The following is a 21,237-nucleotide window of genomic DNA, read 5'->3' on the forward strand; positions in this document are numbered from 1 at the left end:
TCTCACATCCAATATCAATGTCGCCTGACACTCCGCTATCGCGAGCAGGCTCGCTCCCACAGGGAAATTCATCTACTTCAAGTATGGTGCAGCACCACAAATCCATTGTGAGAGCGAGCCTGCTCGCGATGGGGCCGGCACATCCAACATCAATGTCGCCTGACACTCCGCCTTCGCGAGCAAGCCCGCTCCCACATTTAAATCTTCAGCTCAGCCCCAGTTCTCGCCAGATTCGCAGCACCTGCCTGCGCTCATCCACAAACTGGTCGCCTGTAATCACCCCGGCGTCTTTCTGTAGAGCCTGGCGGTGGGCGGCTGAGCGGTAGGCTTTGTAGGCCTCGCGCAGCAGGGTAGCGTCTTCGACCGGCATCAGCCCGACGTCCTGCAACCCTTCCAGAATGCGGATGTTATCGGTGTAGCGCAGCAGCGACGGGTGCTCCTCGGACCACGCCAGGGCCGCGTATTGCACCATAAATTCAATGTCGACGATACCTCCGGCATCCTGCTTGAGGTCGAACGGCGCGGTGGCTTCGAAGGCATTCGCTGCGGTTCCGGCAGCGGTGACCTTGCTGCCGAGGTTATCGCGCATCTTGGCGCGCATCTCGCTGACTTCCTGGCGCAGCGTCGACAAATCACGCTTGCGCCCCAGCACCTGGGCACGAACCTTCTCGAACGCCTGACCCACGTCCTGACTGCCCACCAGCACCCGAGCCCGCACCAAAGCCTGATGCTCCCAAGTCCAGGCCTCGTTCTCCTGATAGCGTGCAAAAGCCCCGAGGGAGCTGACTAGCAACCCCGACGCCCCGGACGGCCGCAAGCGCATGTCCACTTCGTAGAGCTGTCCAGAGTTGGTCTGGGCCGTCAGCAAATGGATGATTCGCTGGCCGAGCCGGGTGAAAAACTGCGCGCCGTCGATGGGTTTCGGGCCATCGGTTTCCGCCTGCGGATCGCCATCGTGGATGAACACCAGATCCAGGTCGGAACCATGCCCCAATTCCAGACCGCCGACTTTCCCATAACCGACAATGATGAAGCCCGGATCGCACAGGCTGCCGTCAGTGCGCAGCGGCACGCCATACTTGGCCACGGTCTGGCGCCAGGCCAGGGCCAGCACTTGTTCAAGAATTGCTTCGGCCAGCCAGGTCAGGTAATCGCTGACTTTCATCAACGGCAGGCTGCGGGCGATTTCCGAGGCGGCCACCCGCAAACGGTGCGCAAGCTTGAAATGCCGTAGGGCCTCCATCTGCTGCTCAAGATCATCCTCGGGGATGCGTGTCAGGCGTTCACGCAACTCCGCCGCCAGTTCCGGCGCCAGGGGCGGCTTGAAAAGTCGCCCCTCGTTGAGCAATTCATCGAGCAACAGGGGGAAGCGGGTGATCTGCTCGGCAATCCACGGGCTCGCCGCGCACAGTGTCAGCAGGCGTCGCAGGGCACCGGGATTTTCCGTCAGCAGCACCAGATAGGCCGATCGGCGCGCCACGGCTTCCACCAGCGGCAATACGCGCTCAAGCACCAGGTCCGGATTGGCATGCTCCACCGCCTGGGCCAACAGGCGCGGAATGAATGCATCCAGACGCTCGCGCCCCAGACGCTGCATGGCGCGCAATTGCGCACTGCCGCGCAGGGCGGCCAGGGCTTTGAGCGCCTTGGGTGCGTCGGCGAAGCCGCCCTCCTCCAGTTGACGACACGCCACCCCTTCATCCTGGCTGTCTTCCCACAGCGGCAACCATTCGCCGCCCACCGTCACTTCGCTTTCGTCGTCCTGCTCTTCATCCGGGTCGGCGATGACCTGGCCGAAGTGCCAGGCTACGCGACCGCGCCAGTACATCAATTGCTCATGGAAGGCCGCCCAGTCGGCAAAACCCAGCATGAACGCAATGCGCGCCTGATCCTGCGGGGTGTCCGGCAGCATCTGGGTCTGGCGGTCGGCGATGGCCTGGATCGCGTGCTCGGTGTAACGCAAGAATTCATAACCCTGGCGCAGCTCATCGACCACCTTGGCCGGCAGATAGCCCTGGCCTTCCAGGGTCGCCAGCACTTTCAACAGCGGGCGCTGCTGCAAACTCAAGTCACGACCGCCATGGATCAACTGGAACGCCTGGGCAATGAACTCCACCTCACGGATGCCGCCCGAACCCAGCTTGATGTTGTCGGCCATGCCCTTGCGCCGCACTTCCTGCTGGATCAACTGCTTCATGGTGCGCAGCGCTTCGATGGCGGAAAAATCCAGGTAACGGCGATAAACGAACGGACGCAGCATGTCGAGCAGTTGCGCGCCGGCCACCTGGTCTCCCGCCACCACCCGCGCCTTGATCATCGCGTAGCGTTCCCAGTCACGGCCCTGATCCTGGTAATACTGCTCCAGCGCGTTGAAACTCAGCACCAGCGCTCCGGCCGAACCATAGGGGCGCAGGCGCATGTCGACGCGAAATACGAAGCCGTCGACGGTCATCGGGTCCAGGGCCTTGATCAGGCGCTGCCCCACACGAATGAAAAACTCCTGGTTATCCAGTGCCCGCTTGGCGCCAACGGTCTCGCCGCCCTCGGGGTAGGCGAAAATCAGATCGATGTCCGACGACAGGTTCAGCTCCACCGCACCAAGCTTGCCCATGCCCAGGATAACCATGTGCTGCGGTTCACCGCTGCGCCGCCCGGTAGGCGTACCGAATTGCTGACTATGGCGCTGGTACAGCCATTGATAGGCCTGGTCGATGCAGGTATCGGCCATGTCGGAGAGATCGCGACAGGTCTGGACCAGGTCGGCCTGGCGGGTCAGGTCGCGCCAGATGATCCGCACCTGTTGGCGGCTGCGCTGGCGACGCAGGATGCGACCCAGTTCGTCTTCAGTCTCGGCGGCCTGGACGGCTGCGCCAATCTGAGCGCACATTTCGCCGGGAGCCAGGTGGCGGTCCAGTTCGCCGCTGCGCACCAGTTCCAGCAACATAGAGGGGTCACGAACACTCTGCTCGATAAAAAAATCGCTGGCGGCGGCGACACGGTTGAACTCGCTCCAGCGTTCGGGCGCCCAGGTGGACAGCCCGTGGTCGTCGTCCAGGGAAGCGACCGCCGCACGGAACGACTGCTCGGCACGACTGACCAATGACTGGAGAATTGCCGGAACTTCGGTAAGCGGGGGCAGGCTCATGGTCTATCCTTGATCGGCGCGGGGAAAGGCTGGATGTAGTGTTTTTTCAACTGCCACTACCTGATCGACTGTCGAACAAAGATGATAAATAGCTGAAAATCTGATTTTATTGGCAGCCGACATCAAGTTTTTACCTGTACGAGTTGGCTAACGACCAACAGTAACGATTATTCTCACAACGAAACGAGGGGCCATAAGCCGCTCATGTGTAGTTTTACTACTCGTCTATACATTCGAAAGGCTGAAACGGCCGACGATTTGTAGTAAAACTACACGCCGCCGAAACAACCTTCGGCAATCCAAGAATTTATACCGTCTGCCCACAAGGCCAGTCGCAAACTCAGGCAACCGATTCTGGTAGCCTTTCCGCCCTGGAGCAAGCCATGCAAGACCTCGATCCCGTCGAAACCCAGGAATGGCTGGACGCCCTGGAATCGGTTCTCGACAAAGAAGGCGAAGACCGTGCTCACTATCTGATGACCCGTATGGGCGAACTCGCAACCCGCAGCGGTTCGCAATTGCCTTACGCCATCACCACGCCATACCGCAACACAATCCCCGTTACCCACGAAGCACGCATGCCCGGCGACCTGTTCATGGAACGCCGCATTCGCTCGCTGGTACGCTGGAACGCGATGGCCATGGTGATGCGTACGAACCTGAAAGATTCTGACCTGGGCGGTCACATCTCCAGCTTCGCCTCCAGCGCAACCTTGTACGACATCGGCTTCAACTATTTCTTCCAGGCCCCGACCGACGAACACGGCGGCGACCTGATCTACTTCCAGGGCCACACCTCGCCAGGCGTTTACGCCCGTGCATTCATGGAAGGCCGCATCAGCGAAGAGCAGATGAACAACTTCCGCCAGGAAGTGGATGGTCAGGGCCTGTCGTCCTACCCGCACCCTTGGCTGATGCCTGATTTCTGGCAGTTCCCGACGGTATCCATGGGTCTGGGCCCGATCCAGGCCATCTACCAGGCGCGTTTCATGAAGTACCTGGAAGCCCGTGGCTTCATTCCCGAAGGCAAGCAGAAAGTCTGGTGCTTCCTGGGCGACGGCGAGTGCGACGAGCCGGAATCCCTGGGCGCGATCTCCCTGGCTGGCCGCGAGAAGCTGGACAACCTGATCTTCGTCATCAACTGCAACCTGCAGCGCCTCGACGGCCCCGTTCGCGGCAACGGCAAGATCATCCAGGAACTCGAAGGCGTGTTCCGTGGCGCCCAGTGGAATGTGACCAAAGTCATCTGGGGCCGTTTCTGGGACCCACTGCTGGCCAAGGACGTCGACGGCATCCTGCAGCGCCGCATGGACGAAGTCATCGACGGCGAATACCAGAACTACAAGGCCAAGGACGGCGCGTTCGTCCGTGAGCACTTCTTCAACACGCCTGAACTCAAGGCAATGGTTGCCGATCTGTCCGACGACGAGATCTGGAAGCTCAACCGTGGCGGCCACGACCCGTACAAGGTCTACGCGGCGTACCACGAAGCGGTCAACCACAAGGAACAACCGACCGTCATCCTGGCCAAGACCATCAAGGGTTATGGCACCGGTGCCGGCGAAGCGAAAAACACTGCGCACAACACCAAGAAAGTCGACGTCGACAGCCTGAAGTTGTTCCGCGACCGCTTCGACATCCCGGTCAAGGACGAGGAACTGGAAAACCTGCCGTTCTTCAAGCCGGAGCCCAACAGCGCCGAAGCCCGCTACCTGAGCGAGCGTCGCACCGCACTGGGTGGTTTCGTGCCCCAGCGCCGCGCCCAGAGCTTCAGCGTGCCGACCCCATCGCTCGATACCCTCAAGGCCATCCTTGACGGCTCGGGCGACCGTGAGATTTCCACCACCATGGCCTTCGTGCGGATCCTCGCGCAATTGGTCAAGGACAAGGAAATCGGCCCGCGCATCGTTCCAATCATCCCGGACGAAGCCCGTACCTTCGGTATGGAAGGCATGTTCCGTCAGTTGGGCATCTACTCCTCCGTCGGCCAGCTCTACGAGCCAGTCGATAAAGACCAGGTGATGTTCTACAAGGAAGACAAGAAGGGCCAGATCCTCGAAGAAGGCATCAACGAAGCAGGCGCCATGAGCTCCTTCATCGCTGCCGGTACTTCGTACTCCAGCCACAACCAGCCGATGCTGCCGTTCTACATCTTCTATTCGATGTTCGGTTTCCAGCGTATCGGCGACCTGGCCTGGGCCGCTGGCGACAGCCGGACCCGTGGCTTCCTGATCGGCGGTACCGCCGGCCGGACCACGCTCAACGGCGAAGGCCTGCAACACGAAGACGGTCACAGCCACATCCTGGCTGCCACCATCCCGAACTGCCGCACCTTTGATCCAACCTACGGCTACGAGCTGGCGGTGATCATCCAGGACGGCATGAAGAAGATGACCGAAGAGCAACAGGACGTCTTCTACTACATCACCGTGATGAACGAATCCTACCAGCAGCCAGCCATGCCGGCCGGCGTGGAGGAAGGCATCATCAAGGGCATGTACCTGCTCGAAGAAGACACCCGCGAAGCGGCGCACCACGTCCAGCTGATGGGCTCCGGCACCATCCTGCGCGAAGTGCGTGAAGCAGCGAAGATCCTGCGTGAAGAGTTCAACGTCGGCGCTGACGTATGGAGCGTTACCAGCTTCAACGAACTGCGTCGCGATGGCCTGGCCGTGGAGCGCAGCAACCGTCTGCACCCGGGCCAGAAGCCGAAACTGAGCTACGTCGAAGAATGCCTGAACGGCCGCAAAGGTCCGGTCATCGCCTCTACCGACTACATGAAACTGTTCGCCGAGCAGATCCGTCAGTGGGTTCCTTCCAAGGAATTCAAGGTGCTGGGCACCGACGGTTTCGGCCGTAGCGACAGCCGCAAGAAGCTGCGTCACTTCTTCGAAGTCGACCGTAAGTTCGTTGTGTTGGCAGCCCTGGAAGCCCTGGCTGACCGTGGCGATATCGAACCCAAGGTGGTGGCCGAGGCCATCGTCAAGTTCGGCATCGATCCGGAAAAACGCAACCCACTGGACTGCTGAGGAGAATTTCCGTGAGCGAACTCATTCGCGTACCTGACATCGGCAGCGGTGAAGGTGAAGTAATTGAACTGTTTGTGAAGGTCGGCGACCGTATCGAAGCCGAGCAGAGCATCCTGACTCTTGAATCTGACAATGCCAGCATGGAAATCCCGTCGCCGGCCGCCGGCGTGGTGGAAAGCGTCGAGATCAAGCTGGAAGACGAAGTGGGCACCGGCGACCTGATCCTGAAGCTGAAAGTGGCCGGTGCTGCGGCACCTGCTGCCCCAGCCCAGGCTGCTGCGCCTGCCGCCAAGGCCGAAGCCGCTCCAGCTCCGGCTGCCGCGCCTGCCGCCAAGGCCGAGACAGCTCCTGCTCCTGCCGCCACACCTGCACCCAGCGGTGCCAAGGTGCATGCCGGCCCTGCGGTGCGTCAGCTGGCCCGTGAATTTGGTGTCGAGCTGTCCGCCGTCAGCCCAAGCGGCCCACATGGCCGCGTGCTGAAAGAAGACGTGCAGACTTACGTCAAGGCCATGATGCAGAAGGCCAAGAACGCTCCGGCCGAAGGCGCTACCGGTGGTGCGGGCATCCCGCCGATCCCGGCAGTGGATTTCAGCCGCTTCGGCGAAACCGAAGAAGTGGCAATGACTCGCCTGATGCAAATCGGCGCGTCGAGTCTGCATCGCAGCTGGCTGAACATTCCACACGTGACTCAGTTCGACCAGGCCGACATCACCGAACTGGAAGCTTTCCGCGTCGCGCAAAAAGCCGTGGCCGAGAAGGCTGGCGTCAAGCTGACCGTGCTGCCCCTGCTGCTCAAGGCCTGTGCGCACCTGCTCAAGGAATTGCCGGACTTCAACAGCTCGCTGGCCCCAAGCGGCAAGGCTGTCATTCGCAAGAAATACGTGCACATCGGGTTTGCCGTCGACACCCCGGAAGGCCTGCTGGTACCGGTCATCCGCAACGTCGACCAGAAGAGCCTGCTGCAACTGGCTGGCGAAGCCGCTGCCCTGGCCGAAAAAGCCCGGAGCAAAAAGCTCACCGCCGACGACATGCAGGGTGCCTGCTTCACCATTTCCAGCCTCGGCCACATTGGCGGTACCGGCTTCACGCCGATCGTCAACGCGCCGGAAGTGGCGATCCTGGGAGTCTCCAAAGCCACCATCCAGCCCGTCTGGGACGGTAAAGCCTTCCAGCCGAAGCTGATGCTGCCACTGTCGCTGTCCTACGATCACCGTGTGATCAACGGCGCCGCCGCTGCACGCTTCACCAAGCGTCTGAGCGACCTGCTGGGCGACATCCGTACCATCTTGCTGTAACACCGGGCGGCCCTCCTCACGGAGGGCCCTTCGGACCGCTGTTTTCCGAGCGCCACGCTCGTACCTCAACCCCGCCCGTTTGGCGGGGCTTTTTTTGCCTGAAATAAAGTCGAACTTGCAGAGCAGCCCGTTCCAGGGCCCAACTTTCCTACTGCACTTCACCTAGATGACTACGTCATCTATTGGACGTTTCCCACAACACACGCCCCCTCTCCTATCAATATTTATCCCATGCATCGCTTTAGGATGAGTTCAGGGAAGCCATTAACTACTTACCTAAAAAAACTTTAACTTCGAATGGACTCGAATGATGTTCAAACCCACTGTTGGCCCTATTGTCGGCCACACGACACCTCATCACACGCGGATATTCCTGCGAGGGGATAACGATAAGAACAGCCTGGTATTTGCCGCCATCCGTTACCGGCGCCAGGGAGATTCAATCTGGTCGAAAGGACACTTTGTTCAGTTGCATGCTTACCGCGACATGTCCGATGTCATCGTATTGAAGAACCTTCAAGCCGATACCGCCTATGAATACCAAGCCGGCTGGTTCAGCCGCCTGAGCCCTACTCATACAATCGAAACCGTCCAGGAACTGCCGCTGCAATGGCCTCGGGATATTTACCAGATGCGCACGCCGTCCAGCAAAATCAGTGCACCGCGCAGCTATATCGTGGGTTCCTGCCGCTACCTGCGGGTGACGGCCGGCGTCCCCTCCAGACCTGAACTGGGCGACCGGACTTTCGCTGGCATCAACCGCATCGTGGCCCAGGCCGACCCGCCGATCAGTGCTGTAGTGATGACCGGCGACCAGGTTTATCTAGACGATTTGAATATTGTCGCCCCGGACCGGAACCCAAAGGATATTCTTTTCAAATACCGCACCGCCTTTTCCCAGCCGCATATTAGAAAGTTGATGGCGGGAACACCGAGCTACATGATTCTCGACGATCATGAAATCAAAGATAATTGGCCTGCCAGCAAGAAAAAAGGCGACGAAAACTTTTATGCCAATGCCCTGGATGCCTATGCGCTTTATCAAGCCAGCCATAGTCCGGCACATGAACTGTTAAGTGACGGAACATTAAGCAAACCATTGAGACAATGTTGGTATCAGTTCGCTCACGGCGATATCGAATGGTTCGTCACCGACAGTCGGACCCAGCGCAATCTGTCGGCGGATGATCGACGTATCCTGGATCAAGCGCAGGAACGATCGCTGATCAAATGGCTGGTCAACAGTCCGGCGCGGGTCAAGTTCATCGTGACCGGCGTGATGTTCTACCCGGACCGCAAGCTCAATACCTCGGACGCCTGGCAGGCCTTCCCGGAACAGCGTCTGCGCCTGCTGGAAACCGTTCGCCGCCATCGGATCAAGAACGTTATTTTCGTGTCCGGCGACGTCCATGGCTCTCTCACCAGTCGCCTGAGTCACAGCCAGGACCCTGACTTCGAGGTACATACCATCGTTTCCTCGCCGTTTTGCAACAGCAAACTGCTTCCTTATGCCAGCGCCGCGAGTTTTATTTTTGGTGATGCCATGGCTCGGACGCCCAGCGGGGACTATCGCTATGGGTTGAGCGGCAAGGTCATCAGCCAGGACAACTTCGCCCACCTGAAAGTCACGGCGCAGAGCGTTCAGGTCACGTTTCACGACCGTGATGGCAGCCCATTACATACAGTAGATATCCCGCTGCGCTGACGGGTGGTATAACCACCCATGCCGTCTGATCGGCGGGCGACTGGAGAAATCCCTTCGTCGGCCGATAAAAGGTTTATAGCACTTGGCCTTCATCTCTCTTGTCAGCCAGTGCCGCAATGATGCAACCTTGCGGCAGTCCGTAATAACGAGGGCGTCAGCCCGGCGCGATCAGCATTTTCGAAGCGAGTTTCCCCATGAAAAGCCAACCCGATGCCGCCAGCCGTATGGCGGCCGAGGTAGTGACGCAGTTACCGGTGCCCTCGCGGCTCGGCATGCTGCGTTTCGAACGGCTGAATGAAGCAAGCTGGGCGCTGCTGTTCCTCGACCCCAACTGCGAGCGTTACTTCGGTCTGCCGGCCGTTGAGCTTTGCTCGCTGGTCAGTTCGCCCTACGCCAGCCTGATGGAGCCCGAAGCGCGCTATCAACTCCACGATGCGATCCAGCAGCAGTTGGCCCAGGCCCCGCATTACCTGATCCGCTACACGCTCCACACCGCCAAGGGCGCCATGAATATGCTGGAAATGGGCGAGCCCTATAAACAGCACAATCGCCATCTACTACGCGGCTACCTGCTGGCCGTGGACGATTTGCTGGCAAGCGAGCCGTCGATGCCGGCCCTGGACCTGGAAACTCAAAACTCGCGCCTGCAAATTGCCCTGGAACTGAACCAGCGCGCCCAGCAGGAGCAGCTGCAACACCTGGACCGGGTGCGCGCCCAGCAGGACCTGATCCTGCTGACCCGCCAGCGCTACAGCGCCAACAATTCCCTGCAGGAAGCCGCCGAGCTCATCACCCGCAGCGCCTGCGACATCTACCAGATTGATTGCGCCAGCATCTGGAACCTGGAAGATGGCCAGTTGGTGCCAATTTCGGCTTATAACCGCGCCTCCCAAGACTACTTTCTGCCGGACGTGATCAACGCCAACGAGTTTCCTGACTACATGGAGGCGCTGCAGACCTGCCGCGCCATCGACGCGCACAATGCGATGCGCGACCCGCGTACCCGGGAAATGGCCGCAAGCCTGCGCACCCGTGAAGTCAACGCCATGCTCGACGCCAGCGTTCGTATCGACGGCCAGGTGGTGGGCGTACTGTGCCTGGAGCAGATAGGCGTCACCCGCGCCTGGCAGTCCGACGAGATCGCCTTTGCCGGTGAACTGGCTGACCAGTTCGCCCAGGTCATCAACAACCACAACCGCCGGACCGCCACCAACGCCCTGCACTTGTTCCAGCGCGCCGTGGAGCAGAGCGCCAACGCGTTCCTGCTGGTCAATTGCGACGGCGTGGTGGAATACGTCAACCCCAGCTTCACCGCCATCACCCAATATTCCACGGAGGAAGTCCACGGCCAGCGCCTGTCGGAACTACCGGCCCTGGAAAACCTCAGCGAGCTGCTGTTCGATGCACCGTCGGCCCTCGCCCAGAGCAATAGCTGGCAAGGTGAATTCAAGAGCCGACGCAAGAATCTGGAACCCTACTGGGGCCAATTGTCGATTTCCAAGGTCTATGGCGATAACCGTGAACTGACCCACTACATCGGCATTTACGAAGACATCACCCAGACCAAACTGGCCCAGCAGCGCATCGAGCGCCTGGCCTACACCGACAACCTGACCAACCTGGGCAACCGCCCGGCGTTCATCCGCAACCTCGATGAGCGCTTTGCCCGGGACAGCGATTCGCCCATCAGCCTGTTGCTGGTGGACATCGACAACTTCAAGCGCATCAATGACAGCCTCGGCCATCAGACCGGCGACAAGCTGCTGATCAGCCTGGCCCGCCGCCTGCGCAACAGCCTGAGCCCCAGCGGCAGCCTGGCACGGTTCGCCAGTAATGAATTCGCCGTACTGCTGGACGACACCGACCTGGAGGCCGGGCAGCAGATCGCCAGCCAGTTGCTGATGACGCTCGACAAGCCGATGTTCGTCGATAACCAGCTGATCAGCGTGACCGGCTCCGTGGGCCTGGCCTGCGCGCCACTGCACGGCCGCGACCCCCAGACCCTGATGCGCAACGCCGGACTCGCCCTGCACAAGGCCAAAGCCAACGGCAAGCATCAGGTCCAGGTATTCACCGAGGCGCTGAACGCCGAGGCCAGCTACAAGCTGTTCGTGGAAAACAACCTGCGCCGCGCCTTGACCCAGAACGAGCTGGACGTGTTCTACCAGCCAAAACTGTGCCTGCGCAGCGGTCGCTTGCTGGGCATGGAGGCGCTGCTGCGCTGGAACCATCCCGAGAAGGGCATGATTCGCCCGGATCAGTTCATCAGCGTGGCCGAAGAAACCGGCCTGATCATCCCCATCGGCAAATGGATCGCCCGTCAGGCATGCCGCATGAGCAAGCAATTGACCGCCGCCGGCCTGGGCAACCTGCAAGTGGCGATCAACCTCTCGCCCAAGCAGTTCTCCGACCCGGACCTGGTCGCCTCGATCGCCAGCATCCTCAAGGAAGAACAACTGCCGGCCCGCCTGCTGGAACTGGAACTGACCGAAGGCCTGCTGCTGGAGGCCACCGAAGACACCCACCTGCAGCTCGACCAACTCAAGCGCCTGGGCCTGACCCTGGCCATGGACGACTTCGGCACCGGTTACTCATCCCTGAGTTACCTGAAAAAATTCCCGATCGACATCATCAAGATCGATCGCAGCTTCATCCACGAGATCCCGGACAACCAGGACGACATGGAAATCACTTCCGCGGTGATCGCCATGGCCCACAACCTGAAACTCAAGGTGGTGGCCGAAGGTATCGAAACCGCACAGCAACTGGCGTTCCTGCGGCGCCACCGCTGCGACGTCGGCCAGGGCTACCTGTTCGACCGACCGATCCCCGGCGCGGAGCTGATCGAGAAGCTCAAGCGTTATCCGCGCGGCCCAATTGCCTGACAAGCGGTGTAACACTCGGGCACACTGACGGTCTCATTGCTTACATTCGCTCAACTCAATCTGACTGAGAGGACTGATGATGGTCTTGCGCTCGGAAATCCTGGTGAACAAAAACGTGCTCCCTACTCAAGAACAAGCTCTGCCTGGCCGCGAAACCCCAATGACCGTGCCGGAAAAACACTTCGTCCACGATGCGCCGCTGCTGGGTCCGTTTGCCATGGACGTGGATTTCGCGATCTTCGGCCTGGGCTGTTTCTGGGGCGCGGAACGCAAGTTCTGGCAGCGCGAAGGCGTGGTCAGTACAGCGGTGGGTTACGCCGGTGGTTTTACGCCGAACCCGACGTACGAAGAAGTCTGCTCGGGCCTTACCGGCCACAGCGAAGTGGTCCTGGTGGTCTACGAGCCAGAAAAAGTCAGCTACGAGCAGCTTCTGAAGATGTTCTGGGAGCTGCACAATCCGACCCAGGGCATGCGCCAGGGCAATGACATCGGCACCCAGTACCGCTCGGTGATCTATGCCACCAACCCAACCCAACTGGCTGCCGCCAAGCACAGCGCGCAAGTATTTCAGGCTGAATTGACCAAGGCCGGTAAAGGCGTCATTACCACCGAAATCGAAGAAGCCCCGACGTTCTTCTTCGCCGAGGCTTATCACCAGCAATACCTGGCGAAGAACCCTGAAGGTTATTGCGGAATTGGCGGTACGGGCGTGACTTGCCCGATCTGACTTTTTGCCGCTGAAAAGCTTCGCGAGCAAGCCCGCGCCCACATTGGTCAGACTCAGAACCCTGTGGGAGCGGGCTTGCTCGCGAAGGCGCCCTATCAGACGGTATCAATGCATCTGATCAGCTTTCAGCGATCAACCAATCCATCTGCCAGCCGCCCTGGGTCTGCCCAAGCTTCTTCGACAACCAAGGCAGCAGCTCGCGCAATTCCTCCTCCAGCCCCCATGGCGGATTGGCAATCGCCAAGCCGGAGCCGTTCAGGCTATTGGGCGTGGCCAGCGGATGCACCAGCAATTCCACTCGCAACAATTTCGGCGCACCGGTGCCGGCCAGGTCCTGGTAGAAACGGCGCAACATCCGCTGGTCTTTCACCGGGTACCAGATTGCTGCCACTGTCTGGCGCATCCGGCCGATGGCCTCCTTGAGTGACGCGGCGCAGCGTTGCATCTCATCAAGCTGCTCAAAGGGCGGATCGATCAACATCAGGCCGCGCTTTTCCGCCACCGGCAGCAGCGCCCGGGGCACATGCCAGCCTTCGCCCAGGTGCACCGCCACGCGACGATCGCCTTTCATGTTGTCCTTGAGCAGCACACCGTCTTCTGGATGTTTTTCGTTCAGAAGTACCCGATCCTGTGGACGGGTCAGGCGCCGCGCCAGTTCCGGTGACCCCGGGTAGTAACGCAACTGCCCGTCCGGGTTCATTTCGTGCAGCACTTTCATGTAGTCGGCGGTCAGCGCGGGCAGATCCTCCTGGCCCCACAACCGCGCTATGCCTTCAAGGTATTCGCCGGTACGATTGGCCTGGTCGCCCTGCAAGTCGTACAGCCCGATGCCCGCATGGGTATCGAGATAGGCGAAGGGCTGCTCCTTGCGCGACATCAAAGCGATGAGACGGGTCAAGGTCAGGTGTTTGAACACATCGGCGTGATTGCCGGCGTGGAAGGCGTGGCGATAATTCATGGCGGCTCCTGCGAAGGCCGAGGAGTTTACCTTGAAGCGCGCCCAACGTCAGGGGGTCGCAGCCGAGCGGACGGGCCGTGACCACACCCGGTGGTCATCTGCCCAATTCCTGCATCAAGTATTCTTGCAGGGGGGCTTTTGGCCCATGGACCATCCCTGGCGCCCCAAGAAAATGCCTGATCTTGCAGCGCAGGATGCTCTCGTCGGCCTGTTCGAACAGATACGGATGCTCTTCGCTCAACCACTTGAGCAGGTTATTGAGCAGGCAGTCCGTCGTATCCCCGGCCAGTTCCTGCAACAACAGCGCAGGCACTTCCCACCAGGGGAACGCCCGGGCCGGGCGCAGGGCATTTCCCGGGATCTCGAAAGACCGACCGTTGATCAGGCAACGGCTGATGGCGGGCAACAGCTGGCTGACCTCCACCGCATCCGATCGCAGGATCGGCTGGATAAAACGCCCATCCCAAAAGCGGAAAAAAACCGACTTGCCACCGGGCAGCAGAACCTGGGTGAGCCCACGCAGATGTTCGGCAAGGCTTTGCTGGCTGCAAGCGGTCACCGCCAGCCAGCCCCAATCAAGCGAGTCGGTCGTCGCGACCCAGTCAAGAAACTCGCTGTCCGGGGCGACAGCTCCGACATAGGGCATGACCGTTTCCCAGTCGGCGTAAGGCGTATCGGCCCAGATCGGGCTGGGCGCCACCGTCATCGAACGCCTCCAGGTCATCAGCGGCCCGGCGGTGCTGGAGCTGCTGAAAATGGCGTAGAGCTGCTCGGATGCCTGCAAGGGGTGTTGCTCAAGCCAGGCGCGGGGAGATTGACCGGTACTCATGGACGCTCCTGGACACCAGCCCGCCTGGGCATCACCGGCAATGGTTCGCAGACGCCTTCTTTGCAACGCTCACACTCCTCACAGAATGGCGCCTGGCCCTGCAGGCTGAAAACTTGCGCGAGGGAAAGTTGCGCGGCTGCGGCCGCGACAAGTGTTTCGGGACAGCCGGGTAAACCTGGCGCGGCACTCCTGGCCGTCATCGGTGCCCCACCCACCTGGATCGGCACGCTGCTGAAGATTCCCCCAGCCCCGATGTTGATCCAATGCCCACCGGCCTGAATGGTCGCGCTGACGCCGCCATCCAGCACCACTTGCTGCCCGGCGCTGACGTGAAATTGCTGGGTGGCATTGAGGGCCTGACTGGTTACCCGAATATGCCGCTCGCCGGACACCACCAGATGATCATCCTGCCTGACCTCAACCTGGCGCTGACCATGGGTGATGCGCAACTCATCGGCCTTGAGCTCATGCCGCGCGGTGCCGGTGACGACGATGCTGCGTTCGTGATCAACCTGAACCCGCTGATCATGCAGCACATGCTGGGTCCAGTTGCGTTGAGCCCGCAGGTAAATCTCCTCGGCGCCCTGGCGATCCTCGATGCGCAATTCGTTATAACCGCCCCCGCCAGGGCTGCTCTGGCTGCGCAATATGCTGCGGGTTTTATCGGCCGGCAGGTCCAGGGGCACCGGGGTCGCGCCGTTCGGCAGGCAGCCCACGACCAATGGCTTGTCCACATCACCGTCGATGAAACCCACCAGCACCTCCATGCCGACCCGGGGAATCATCACGCTGCCATAGCGATCATGGGCCCAACCCGTGGCCACCCGTAGCCAGCAACTGGAGTGCTCGTCGCGCTGACCGTGGCGATCCCAGATCAGTTGCACCTTGACCCGTCCGTATTCGTCGCAATGGATCTCGCTGTCCACCGGTCCCGTCACCACCGCCGACTGATAACCGTGGGCGGCTGGCTTTTCGTGGGACAGGGGCGGACGAAAGAAAACATCCCACGGGGTGGCGAGGAACGTATTGCTGTAGCCCTGGAAATCATCCGGGCTGTCACTGACCGTTTCCTCCAGCACTTGTGGCTGGCGACCATGGTGGGTGACTTGCGTGAGCAGCCAGAGATCGTTCCATTGCGCTCGAGGATGCCCGTTGATTTGGAGGAAGTGCCCACTGACGAGTGCGCGTTGGTCGCTGCGCCCCTCGGCCAGACGGTGGTCGGCGCCATGGCGCTCCAGTGCGCGCCGGGTAAGGTGCCGGCCATGGTCGCGATCGGAAAACCGGCCGGGGTAGTGATACGCCTCCAGAGCCGGTTGCTGCTGACTGTCCAGACTGGTTTGCAACAGCAGACCGGGCTTTTGAAAATCGTAGTCACGCAGCGTCACCGCCGTGGTCCGGGTCTGTAGACGCACAGCCAGGCGCTTGATCGCCGGCTCGCTGGCGGCCATGCCACTGCCGGGCAGATACAACGTCGCCTCGGGCAGGCGGGGAAACACCGTCTGGTCGTCACCGAACACCAACAGATGGCCGTCGCGGCTGTGCCGGAAGTGATAATGGATCCCGGCCTCGGCGCAGATCCGCCCGATGAAGGCCAGGTCGCTTTCACCAAACTGCACACAGTATTCGCGTTCGGGGTATTGCCCACCGAGGTTGAACTGGAACGCGTCACCCTGAATCCCGTGATCCGTCAGGATCAGGGTAATGATTGCCGGCACGCTCAGGTGCTGGAAAATCCGCTGGTTGATTCGATGGTCCAGGTAAGCCAGGCGTGGTACCAGACTGATCTGGTAACGGGTCAAGCGCTTGCCCGAGTCGCCTTGGGCCGCGCTATAAACCTGGCCGTGTATGCCCCGCCCCTGATCATCAAAAGCCAGAAAGGCCTGACGATGCAGGAGGTCTTCCAGCGCCAGATCCGGCCGCTCACTGACCAGTTCCAGATCAAAGCAATAGGGTTGACTGATGGCTTCCTTGCCCCTGAACTCAAGCACCTTGAGTTCATTCGGCCCGCTGTCGAGTGCCAGGGTGAAACGTGGTTGGTTGGCAGGCGCGAACATCCGATGTGCCTCTGCTGAATAAAAGCGGGCGATTCTGCATGAGCACCAGGGAGAGTTGATCGGACCTCAGGAAAAACAGAATTGCCTTACATTCAAGGAGATTAAAGCCGCATTGCCCGCTGCGTTTTCCGACAGACATTCCGCGCATGGTGGTGACCGAAGTCGCCGCAGGAAACAATCAGCAAATTCCTACAACCTGACGGCCTCAGGACCGCACTGGGCCGTGCTAACGTCCTTTCGTCGCAAAAAGCAAAGGACGCAACCCATGACGACTCGCTACGCAAAAATCGCAATGACCCTGGCTCTCGCCGCTTTCGCCTTGCTGACCGTGTTCAACAACATCACGGACTACCATTCCAACTTCAATTTCGTCCATCACGTGCTGAGTATGGACACCACCTTTCCCGACAATGCCGCGCGCTATCGCGCCATCGACCAGCCTTGGGCATGGCACGGCGCCTACTGGCTGATCATCCTTGGCGAAGCGCTCACCGCAGGCTTGCTGGGCTATGGCGCGCTCGAACTATGGCAGGCACGTAAAACCCCGAGCGTGGTTTTCGCTCAGGCCAAACGCTGCGCCATCATCGGTTTGACGGTGGGTTTCTTCGTCTGGTTCTTTGGCTTCATGGTCGTCGGCGGGGAATGGTTTCTGATGTGGCAATCAGAAATCTGGAATGGCCAGGACGCAGCCTTCAGGTTCTACATGGCGCTACTGGGCGTGCTGATATTTCTCAATCAGCCCGACACAGAGCTGGACTGATGCCCATAAAAAAACGGCCCGTCTCCATGGGAGGACGGGCCGTTTCTCTATTCAGAACCTTCGCGCGAGCCGTCAAGGCCTCGCTGGAGGTCTTACTGGTTCAGGCGAAAATCTTTCTCAGCCGCTTCGAAGCGCTGCAGCATACCGGCGGTAGGCGAGCCCATCTTGCTGACGAAGTAGATAGCCAGGCTGGCGAAGATGAAGCCTGGGATGATTTCGTACAGGCCCAGCAGCTCGAAGTGTTTCCAGACGATCACGGTGATCGCCCCCACCAGGATGCCTGCCAGCGCGCCGTTACGGGTCATGTTTTTCCAGATCACCGAGATCAGGACAACAGGACCGAAGGCAGCACCGAAACCGGCCCAAGCATAGCTCACCAGACCCAGGACACGGTTCTCCGGGTTGGCAGCCAGGAAGATGGCAACCACTGCCACCAGCAACACCATGGCGCGGCCGACCCAGACCAGCTCCAACTGGGAAGCATGCTTGCGCAGGAAAGCCTTGTAGAAGTCTTCGGTCAGGGCACTGGAGCACACCAGCAACTGACAGCTCAGGGTGCTCATGACAGCTGCCAGGATCGCCGACAGCAGCACACCGGCCACCCATGGGTTGAACAGCAGCTTGGCCAGTTCGATGAACACACGCTCAGGGTTCTCGGTCACGGGGCCGGCCACTTCCGGGTGCGCCGAGAAGTAAGCGATACCGAAGAAGCCGACAGCCACGGTGCCGCCCAGGCAGAGAATCATCCAGGCCATCGAGATACGACGAGCCTTGGCGATGGACTTGACCGAGTCAGCAGCCATGAAACGCGCCAGGATGTGCGGCTGGCCGAAGTAGCCCAGGCCCCAGCCCATCAGCGAGATCACGCCGATGAACGTGGTGTTTTTCAGCATGTCGAAAGCAGTAGGATCTTTCGCTTCGATGGCCAGGAACGTGGTGTCCACGCCGCCGGTCGCCAGCAGCACGATGATCGGCGTGAGGATCAGCGCGAAGATCATCAGGGTCGCTTGTACGGTGTCGGTCCAGCTCACGGCCAGGAAGCCACCAATGAAGGTGTAGGCAATGGTTGCCGCCGCACCGGCCCACAGCGCTGTCTCGTAGGACATGCCGAAGGTGCTTTCAAACAGACGGGCACCGGCCACGATGCCGGAAGCGCAGTAGATGGTGAAGAACACCAGGATCACCACCGCAGAGATGATCCGCAGCAGGCCGCTGGTATCTTCAAAACGGCTGGAGAAGTAATCCGGCAGTGTCAGCGCGTCACCGTTGTGCTCGGTCTGTACCCGCAGGCGACCGGCCACGAACAGCCAGTTCAGGTAGGCACCGATGATCAGGCCGATGGCGATCCAGCCTTCCGACAGGCCGGACATGTAGATAGCACCGGGCAAGCCCATCAACAGCCAGCCGCTCATGTCAGAGGCACCGGCGGACAATGCAGTCACGACGCTGCCCAGGCTGCGACCGCCCAGGATGTAATCGGAAAGGTTATTGGTGGAGCGATAAGCCATCAGGCCGATCAGGACCATTACAGCGATATAGATCACGAAAGTGATCAGGGTGGGATTACTAACACTCATGAGTTACGCCCTGGCTTTGTTTTTATGTAGCGGTGGCAGTAGGAAGCGTCGACAAGACAACCATAGACCTTGCTTGACGTTTCCAGGACCCGCGAATTTATGACTGATGTTTCCCCAGGAAAGCCATCAGCCGATGCCCCTCGGCTTCGAGCCGGTTGCACCTTGGCGACGAATGCTATTCAACAAATGAAATAAGGTGCAACCAGTTTCGCTCGATTCAGTTGCACCCAGTCGGTTTTTTCGCCAAATGACCGTTTTTTGCTCCCTTTTAGTGCGATATCAACCTTTGGCTAGAAGCCAATGCACTAAGCAGAAGCACCGCTCACGCCGCGAATTTTGCTTTCCTGATGAGCTGCTTATTTTTTCGACGAAAAAAGGTTGCACCCGGTTGCACCTCGGCCAGCTCGCAGCTAATCTTGCCGCCAGCTGATGCCACGCAATACGTGGTAAACATGAGGATAAAAATATGGCTACCACCACCCTTGGGGTCAAACTCGATGACCCAACCCGCGAACGCCTCAAGGCGGCCGCAACCTCGATTGATCGCACGCCCCACTGGCTGATCAAGCAGGCAATTTTCAATTACCTGGAAAAACTCGAGGGTGGTGCAACCCTGACCGAACTGAACGGTTCGACCCGCGCCGACAACGATGAAGCCGGCGACGTCCAGGTCGACCACGCGCACCAGTGCTTCCTGGAGTTTGCCGAAAGCATTTTGCCGCAATCGGTCCTGCGCGCCTCTATCACCGCCGCTTACCGTCGTCCGGAGCCGGAAGTGGTGCCGATGCTGATCGAGCAGGCGCGCCTGCCGGCCGACATGGCCGAAGCCACCAACAAACTGGCCTCCTCGATTGCTGAAAAACTGCGCAACCAGAAGAGTGCCGGCGGCCGTGCCGGTATTGTTCAGGGGCTGTTGCAGGAGTTTTCCCTGTCGTCCCAGGAAGGCGTGGCGCTGATGTGCCTGGCCGAGGCGCTGCTGCGTATCCCGGACAAAGGTACTCGCGATGCACTGATCCGCGACAAGATCAGCACCGGCAACTGGCACCCGCACCTGGGCAACAGCCCATCGCTGTTCGTCAACGCCGCCACTTGGGGCCTGCTGCTGACCGGCAAACTGGTCGCCACCCATAATGAAGCGGGCCTGACTTCCTCCCTGAGCCGCATCATTGGCAAGAGTGGCGAGCCGATGATCCGCAAGGGCGTCGACATGGCCATGCGCCTGATGGGCGAGCAGTTCGTCACCGGTGAAACCATCGCCGAAGCCCTGGCCAACGCCAACAAATTCGAGACCAAGGGTTTCCGCTATTCCTACGACATGCTGGGTGAAGCCGCACTCACCGAACATGACGCCCAGAAGTACCTGGCCTCGTACGAACAAGCCATCCACTCGATCGGCAAGGCGTCTCACGGCCGCGGGATTTATGAAGGTCCGGGCATTTCCATCAAGCTCTCGGCCCTGCACCCCCGCTACAGCCGCGCCCAGTACGAGCGCGTCATGGAAGAGCTGTACCCGCGCCTGCTGTCGCTGACCCTGCTGGCCAAGCAATACGACATCGGCTTGAACATCGACGCCGAAGAAGCCGACCGCCTCGAACTGTCCCTGGACCTGCTGGAACGCCTGTGCTTCGAACCACAGCTGACTGGCTGGAACGGCATTGGCTTCGTGATCCAGGCCTATCAGAAGCGTTGCCCGTACGTGATCGACTACGTCATCGATCTGGCCCGCCGCAGCCGTCACCGCCTGATGATCCGCCTGGTGAAAGGCGCCTACTGGGACAGCGAGATCAAGCGCGCCCAGGTCGAAGGCCTGGAAGGCTATCCGGTCTACACCCGCAAGGTGTACACCGACGTGTCCTACATCGCCTGCGCCCGCAAACTGCTGTCGGTGCCGGAAGCCATCTACCCGCAATTCGCCACGCACAACGCCCATACCCTGTCGGCCATCTACCACATCGCCGGTCAGAACTATTACCCGGGCCAGTATGAGTTCCAGTGCCTGCACGGCATGGGTGAACCGCTGTACGAACAGGTTGTAGGCAAAGTTTCCGAAGGCAAGTTGAACCGTCCGTGCCGCGTGTACGCTCCGGTCGGCACCCACGAGACGCTGCTGGCTTATCTGGTTCGTCGCCTGTTGGAAAACGGTGCCAACACCTCGTTCGTCAACCGCATCGCCGACCAGTCCATCTCCATTCAGGAGCTGGTGGCCGATCCGGTTGCCAGCATCGAGCAGATGGCAACCCTGGAAGGCGGCTTCGGCCTGCCGCACCCGCGCA

The 21,237-nt window shown here is 60.2% G+C and carries 10 protein-coding genes and 2 pseudogenes; 7 read left to right on the forward strand and 5 right to left on the reverse strand.

Annotated features, from left to right (window positions below):
* Positions 1–205 precede the first annotated feature (205 nt).
* Positions 206–3,145, reverse strand: a complete 2,940-nt coding sequence (gene glnE / locus GSM73_RS21485) for a bifunctional [glutamate--ammonia ligase]-adenylyl-L-tyrosine phosphorylase/[glutamate--ammonia-ligase] adenylyltransferase (protein WP_160893760.1) — start codon at positions 3,143–3,145, stop codon at positions 206–208.
* A gap of 383 nt (positions 3,146–3,528) precedes the next feature.
* Here glnE and aceE point away from each other — a divergent pair, with 383 nt between their 5' ends.
* The 5 genes and pseudogenes from aceE (at position 3,529) to msrA (ending at position 12,786) form a co-directional block, all read left to right on the forward strand.
* Positions 3,529–6,174 (forward strand): pyruvate dehydrogenase (acetyl-transferring), homodimeric type, encoded by a 2,646-nt coding sequence (gene aceE / locus GSM73_RS21490; RefSeq protein ID WP_047225912.1) that lies wholly within the window; start codon positions 3,529–3,531, stop codon positions 6,172–6,174.
* 23 nt (positions 6,175–6,197) lie between these two features.
* A pseudogene (gene aceF, locus GSM73_RS21495) lies at positions 6,198–7,469 on the forward strand (dihydrolipoyllysine-residue acetyltransferase); the annotation flags it as partial.
* 310 nt (positions 7,470–7,779) lie between these two features.
* Complete coding sequence (locus GSM73_RS21500) at positions 7,780–9,174, forward strand: alkaline phosphatase D family protein (RefSeq protein ID WP_160893894.1); 1,395 nt, start codon at positions 7,780–7,782, stop codon at positions 9,172–9,174.
* Positions 9,175–9,368: 194 nt separating this feature from the next.
* The gene (locus tag GSM73_RS21505) at positions 9,369–12,059 is read left to right on the forward strand and encodes a bifunctional diguanylate cyclase/phosphodiesterase (protein WP_160893762.1); all 2,691 of its coding nucleotides are present in this window, start codon (positions 9,369–9,371) and stop codon (positions 12,057–12,059) included.
* Between the two features lie 79 nt (positions 12,060–12,138).
* Entirely contained in the window at positions 12,139–12,786 is a 648-nt protein-coding gene (gene msrA / locus GSM73_RS21510) for a peptide-methionine (S)-S-oxide reductase MsrA (RefSeq protein WP_047226186.1), read from the forward strand.
* A 118-nt stretch (positions 12,787–12,904) separates the two neighbouring features.
* Here the strand turns inward: msrA and GSM73_RS21515 are convergent, their stop codons facing one another.
* The 3 genes from GSM73_RS21515 to GSM73_RS21525 all read right to left on the reverse strand — a co-directional run bounded on the left by GSM73_RS21515 (position 12,905) and on the right by GSM73_RS21525 (position 16,627).
* Complete coding sequence (locus GSM73_RS21515) at positions 12,905–13,744, reverse strand: 23S rRNA (adenine(2030)-N(6))-methyltransferase RlmJ (protein WP_076382940.1); 840 nt, start codon at positions 13,742–13,744, stop codon at positions 12,905–12,907.
* A 94-nt stretch (positions 13,745–13,838) separates the two neighbouring features.
* Positions 13,839–14,573, reverse strand: a complete 735-nt coding sequence (locus tag GSM73_RS21520) for a DUF4123 domain-containing protein (RefSeq protein ID WP_160893764.1) — start codon at positions 14,571–14,573, stop codon at positions 13,839–13,841.
* Positions 14,570–16,627, reverse strand: coding sequence for a type VI secretion system tip protein VgrG (locus GSM73_RS21525; protein ID WP_160893766.1), 2,058 nt, complete (start codon positions 16,625–16,627; stop codon positions 14,570–14,572). Before GSM73_RS21525 ends, GSM73_RS21520 begins: the two co-directional genes overlap by 4 nt.
* Before the next feature lie 265 nt (positions 16,628–16,892).
* Between GSM73_RS21525 and GSM73_RS21530 the strand changes: the two genes are divergently transcribed.
* Positions 16,893–17,387 (forward strand): DUF2165 family protein, encoded by a 495-nt coding sequence (locus GSM73_RS21530; protein ID WP_076382946.1) that lies wholly within the window; start codon positions 16,893–16,895, stop codon positions 17,385–17,387.
* 92 nt (positions 17,388–17,479) lie between these two features.
* On the opposite strand, the gene putP is transcribed toward GSM73_RS21530, so the two are convergent.
* Complete coding sequence (gene putP, locus GSM73_RS21535; protein WP_047225920.1) at positions 17,480–18,964, reverse strand: sodium/proline symporter PutP; 1,485 nt, start codon at positions 18,962–18,964, stop codon at positions 17,480–17,482.
* Between the two features lie 466 nt (positions 18,965–19,430).
* Between putP and GSM73_RS27720 the strand changes: the two are divergent.
* Positions 19,431–21,237 (forward strand): annotated as a pseudogene (locus GSM73_RS27720) (proline dehydrogenase family protein); the annotation flags it as partial.

The organism is Pseudomonas sp. PICF6 (assembly GCF_009831705.1).
Lineage (GTDB): Bacteria > Pseudomonadota > Gammaproteobacteria > Pseudomonadales > Pseudomonadaceae > Aquipseudomonas > Aquipseudomonas rhizophila.

Coding starts and splice junctions, on each gene's coding strand:
- glnE (WP_160893760.1), bottom strand. CDS start 3,145: ATGAGCCTGCCCCCGCTTACCGAAGTTCCGGCAATTCTCCAGTCATTG.
- aceE (WP_047225912.1), top strand. CDS start 3,529: ATGCAAGACCTCGATCCCGTCGAAACCCAGGAATGGCTGGACGCCCTG.
- GSM73_RS21500 (WP_160893894.1), top strand. CDS start 7,780: ATGTTCAAACCCACTGTTGGCCCTATTGTCGGCCACACGACACCTCAT.
- GSM73_RS21505 (WP_160893762.1), top strand. CDS start 9,369: ATGAAAAGCCAACCCGATGCCGCCAGCCGTATGGCGGCCGAGGTAGTG.
- msrA (WP_047226186.1), top strand. CDS start 12,139: ATGGTCTTGCGCTCGGAAATCCTGGTGAACAAAAACGTGCTCCCTACT.
- GSM73_RS21515 (WP_076382940.1), bottom strand. CDS start 13,744: ATGAATTATCGCCACGCCTTCCACGCCGGCAATCACGCCGATGTGTTC.
- GSM73_RS21520 (WP_160893764.1), bottom strand. CDS start 14,573: ATGAGTACCGGTCAATCTCCCCGCGCCTGGCTTGAGCAACACCCCTTG.
- GSM73_RS21525 (WP_160893766.1), bottom strand. CDS start 16,627: ATGTTCGCGCCTGCCAACCAACCACGTTTCACCCTGGCACTCGACAGC.
- GSM73_RS21530 (WP_076382946.1), top strand. CDS start 16,893: ATGACGACTCGCTACGCAAAAATCGCAATGACCCTGGCTCTCGCCGCT.
- putP (WP_047225920.1), bottom strand. CDS start 18,964: ATGAGTGTTAGTAATCCCACCCTGATCACTTTCGTGATCTATATCGCT.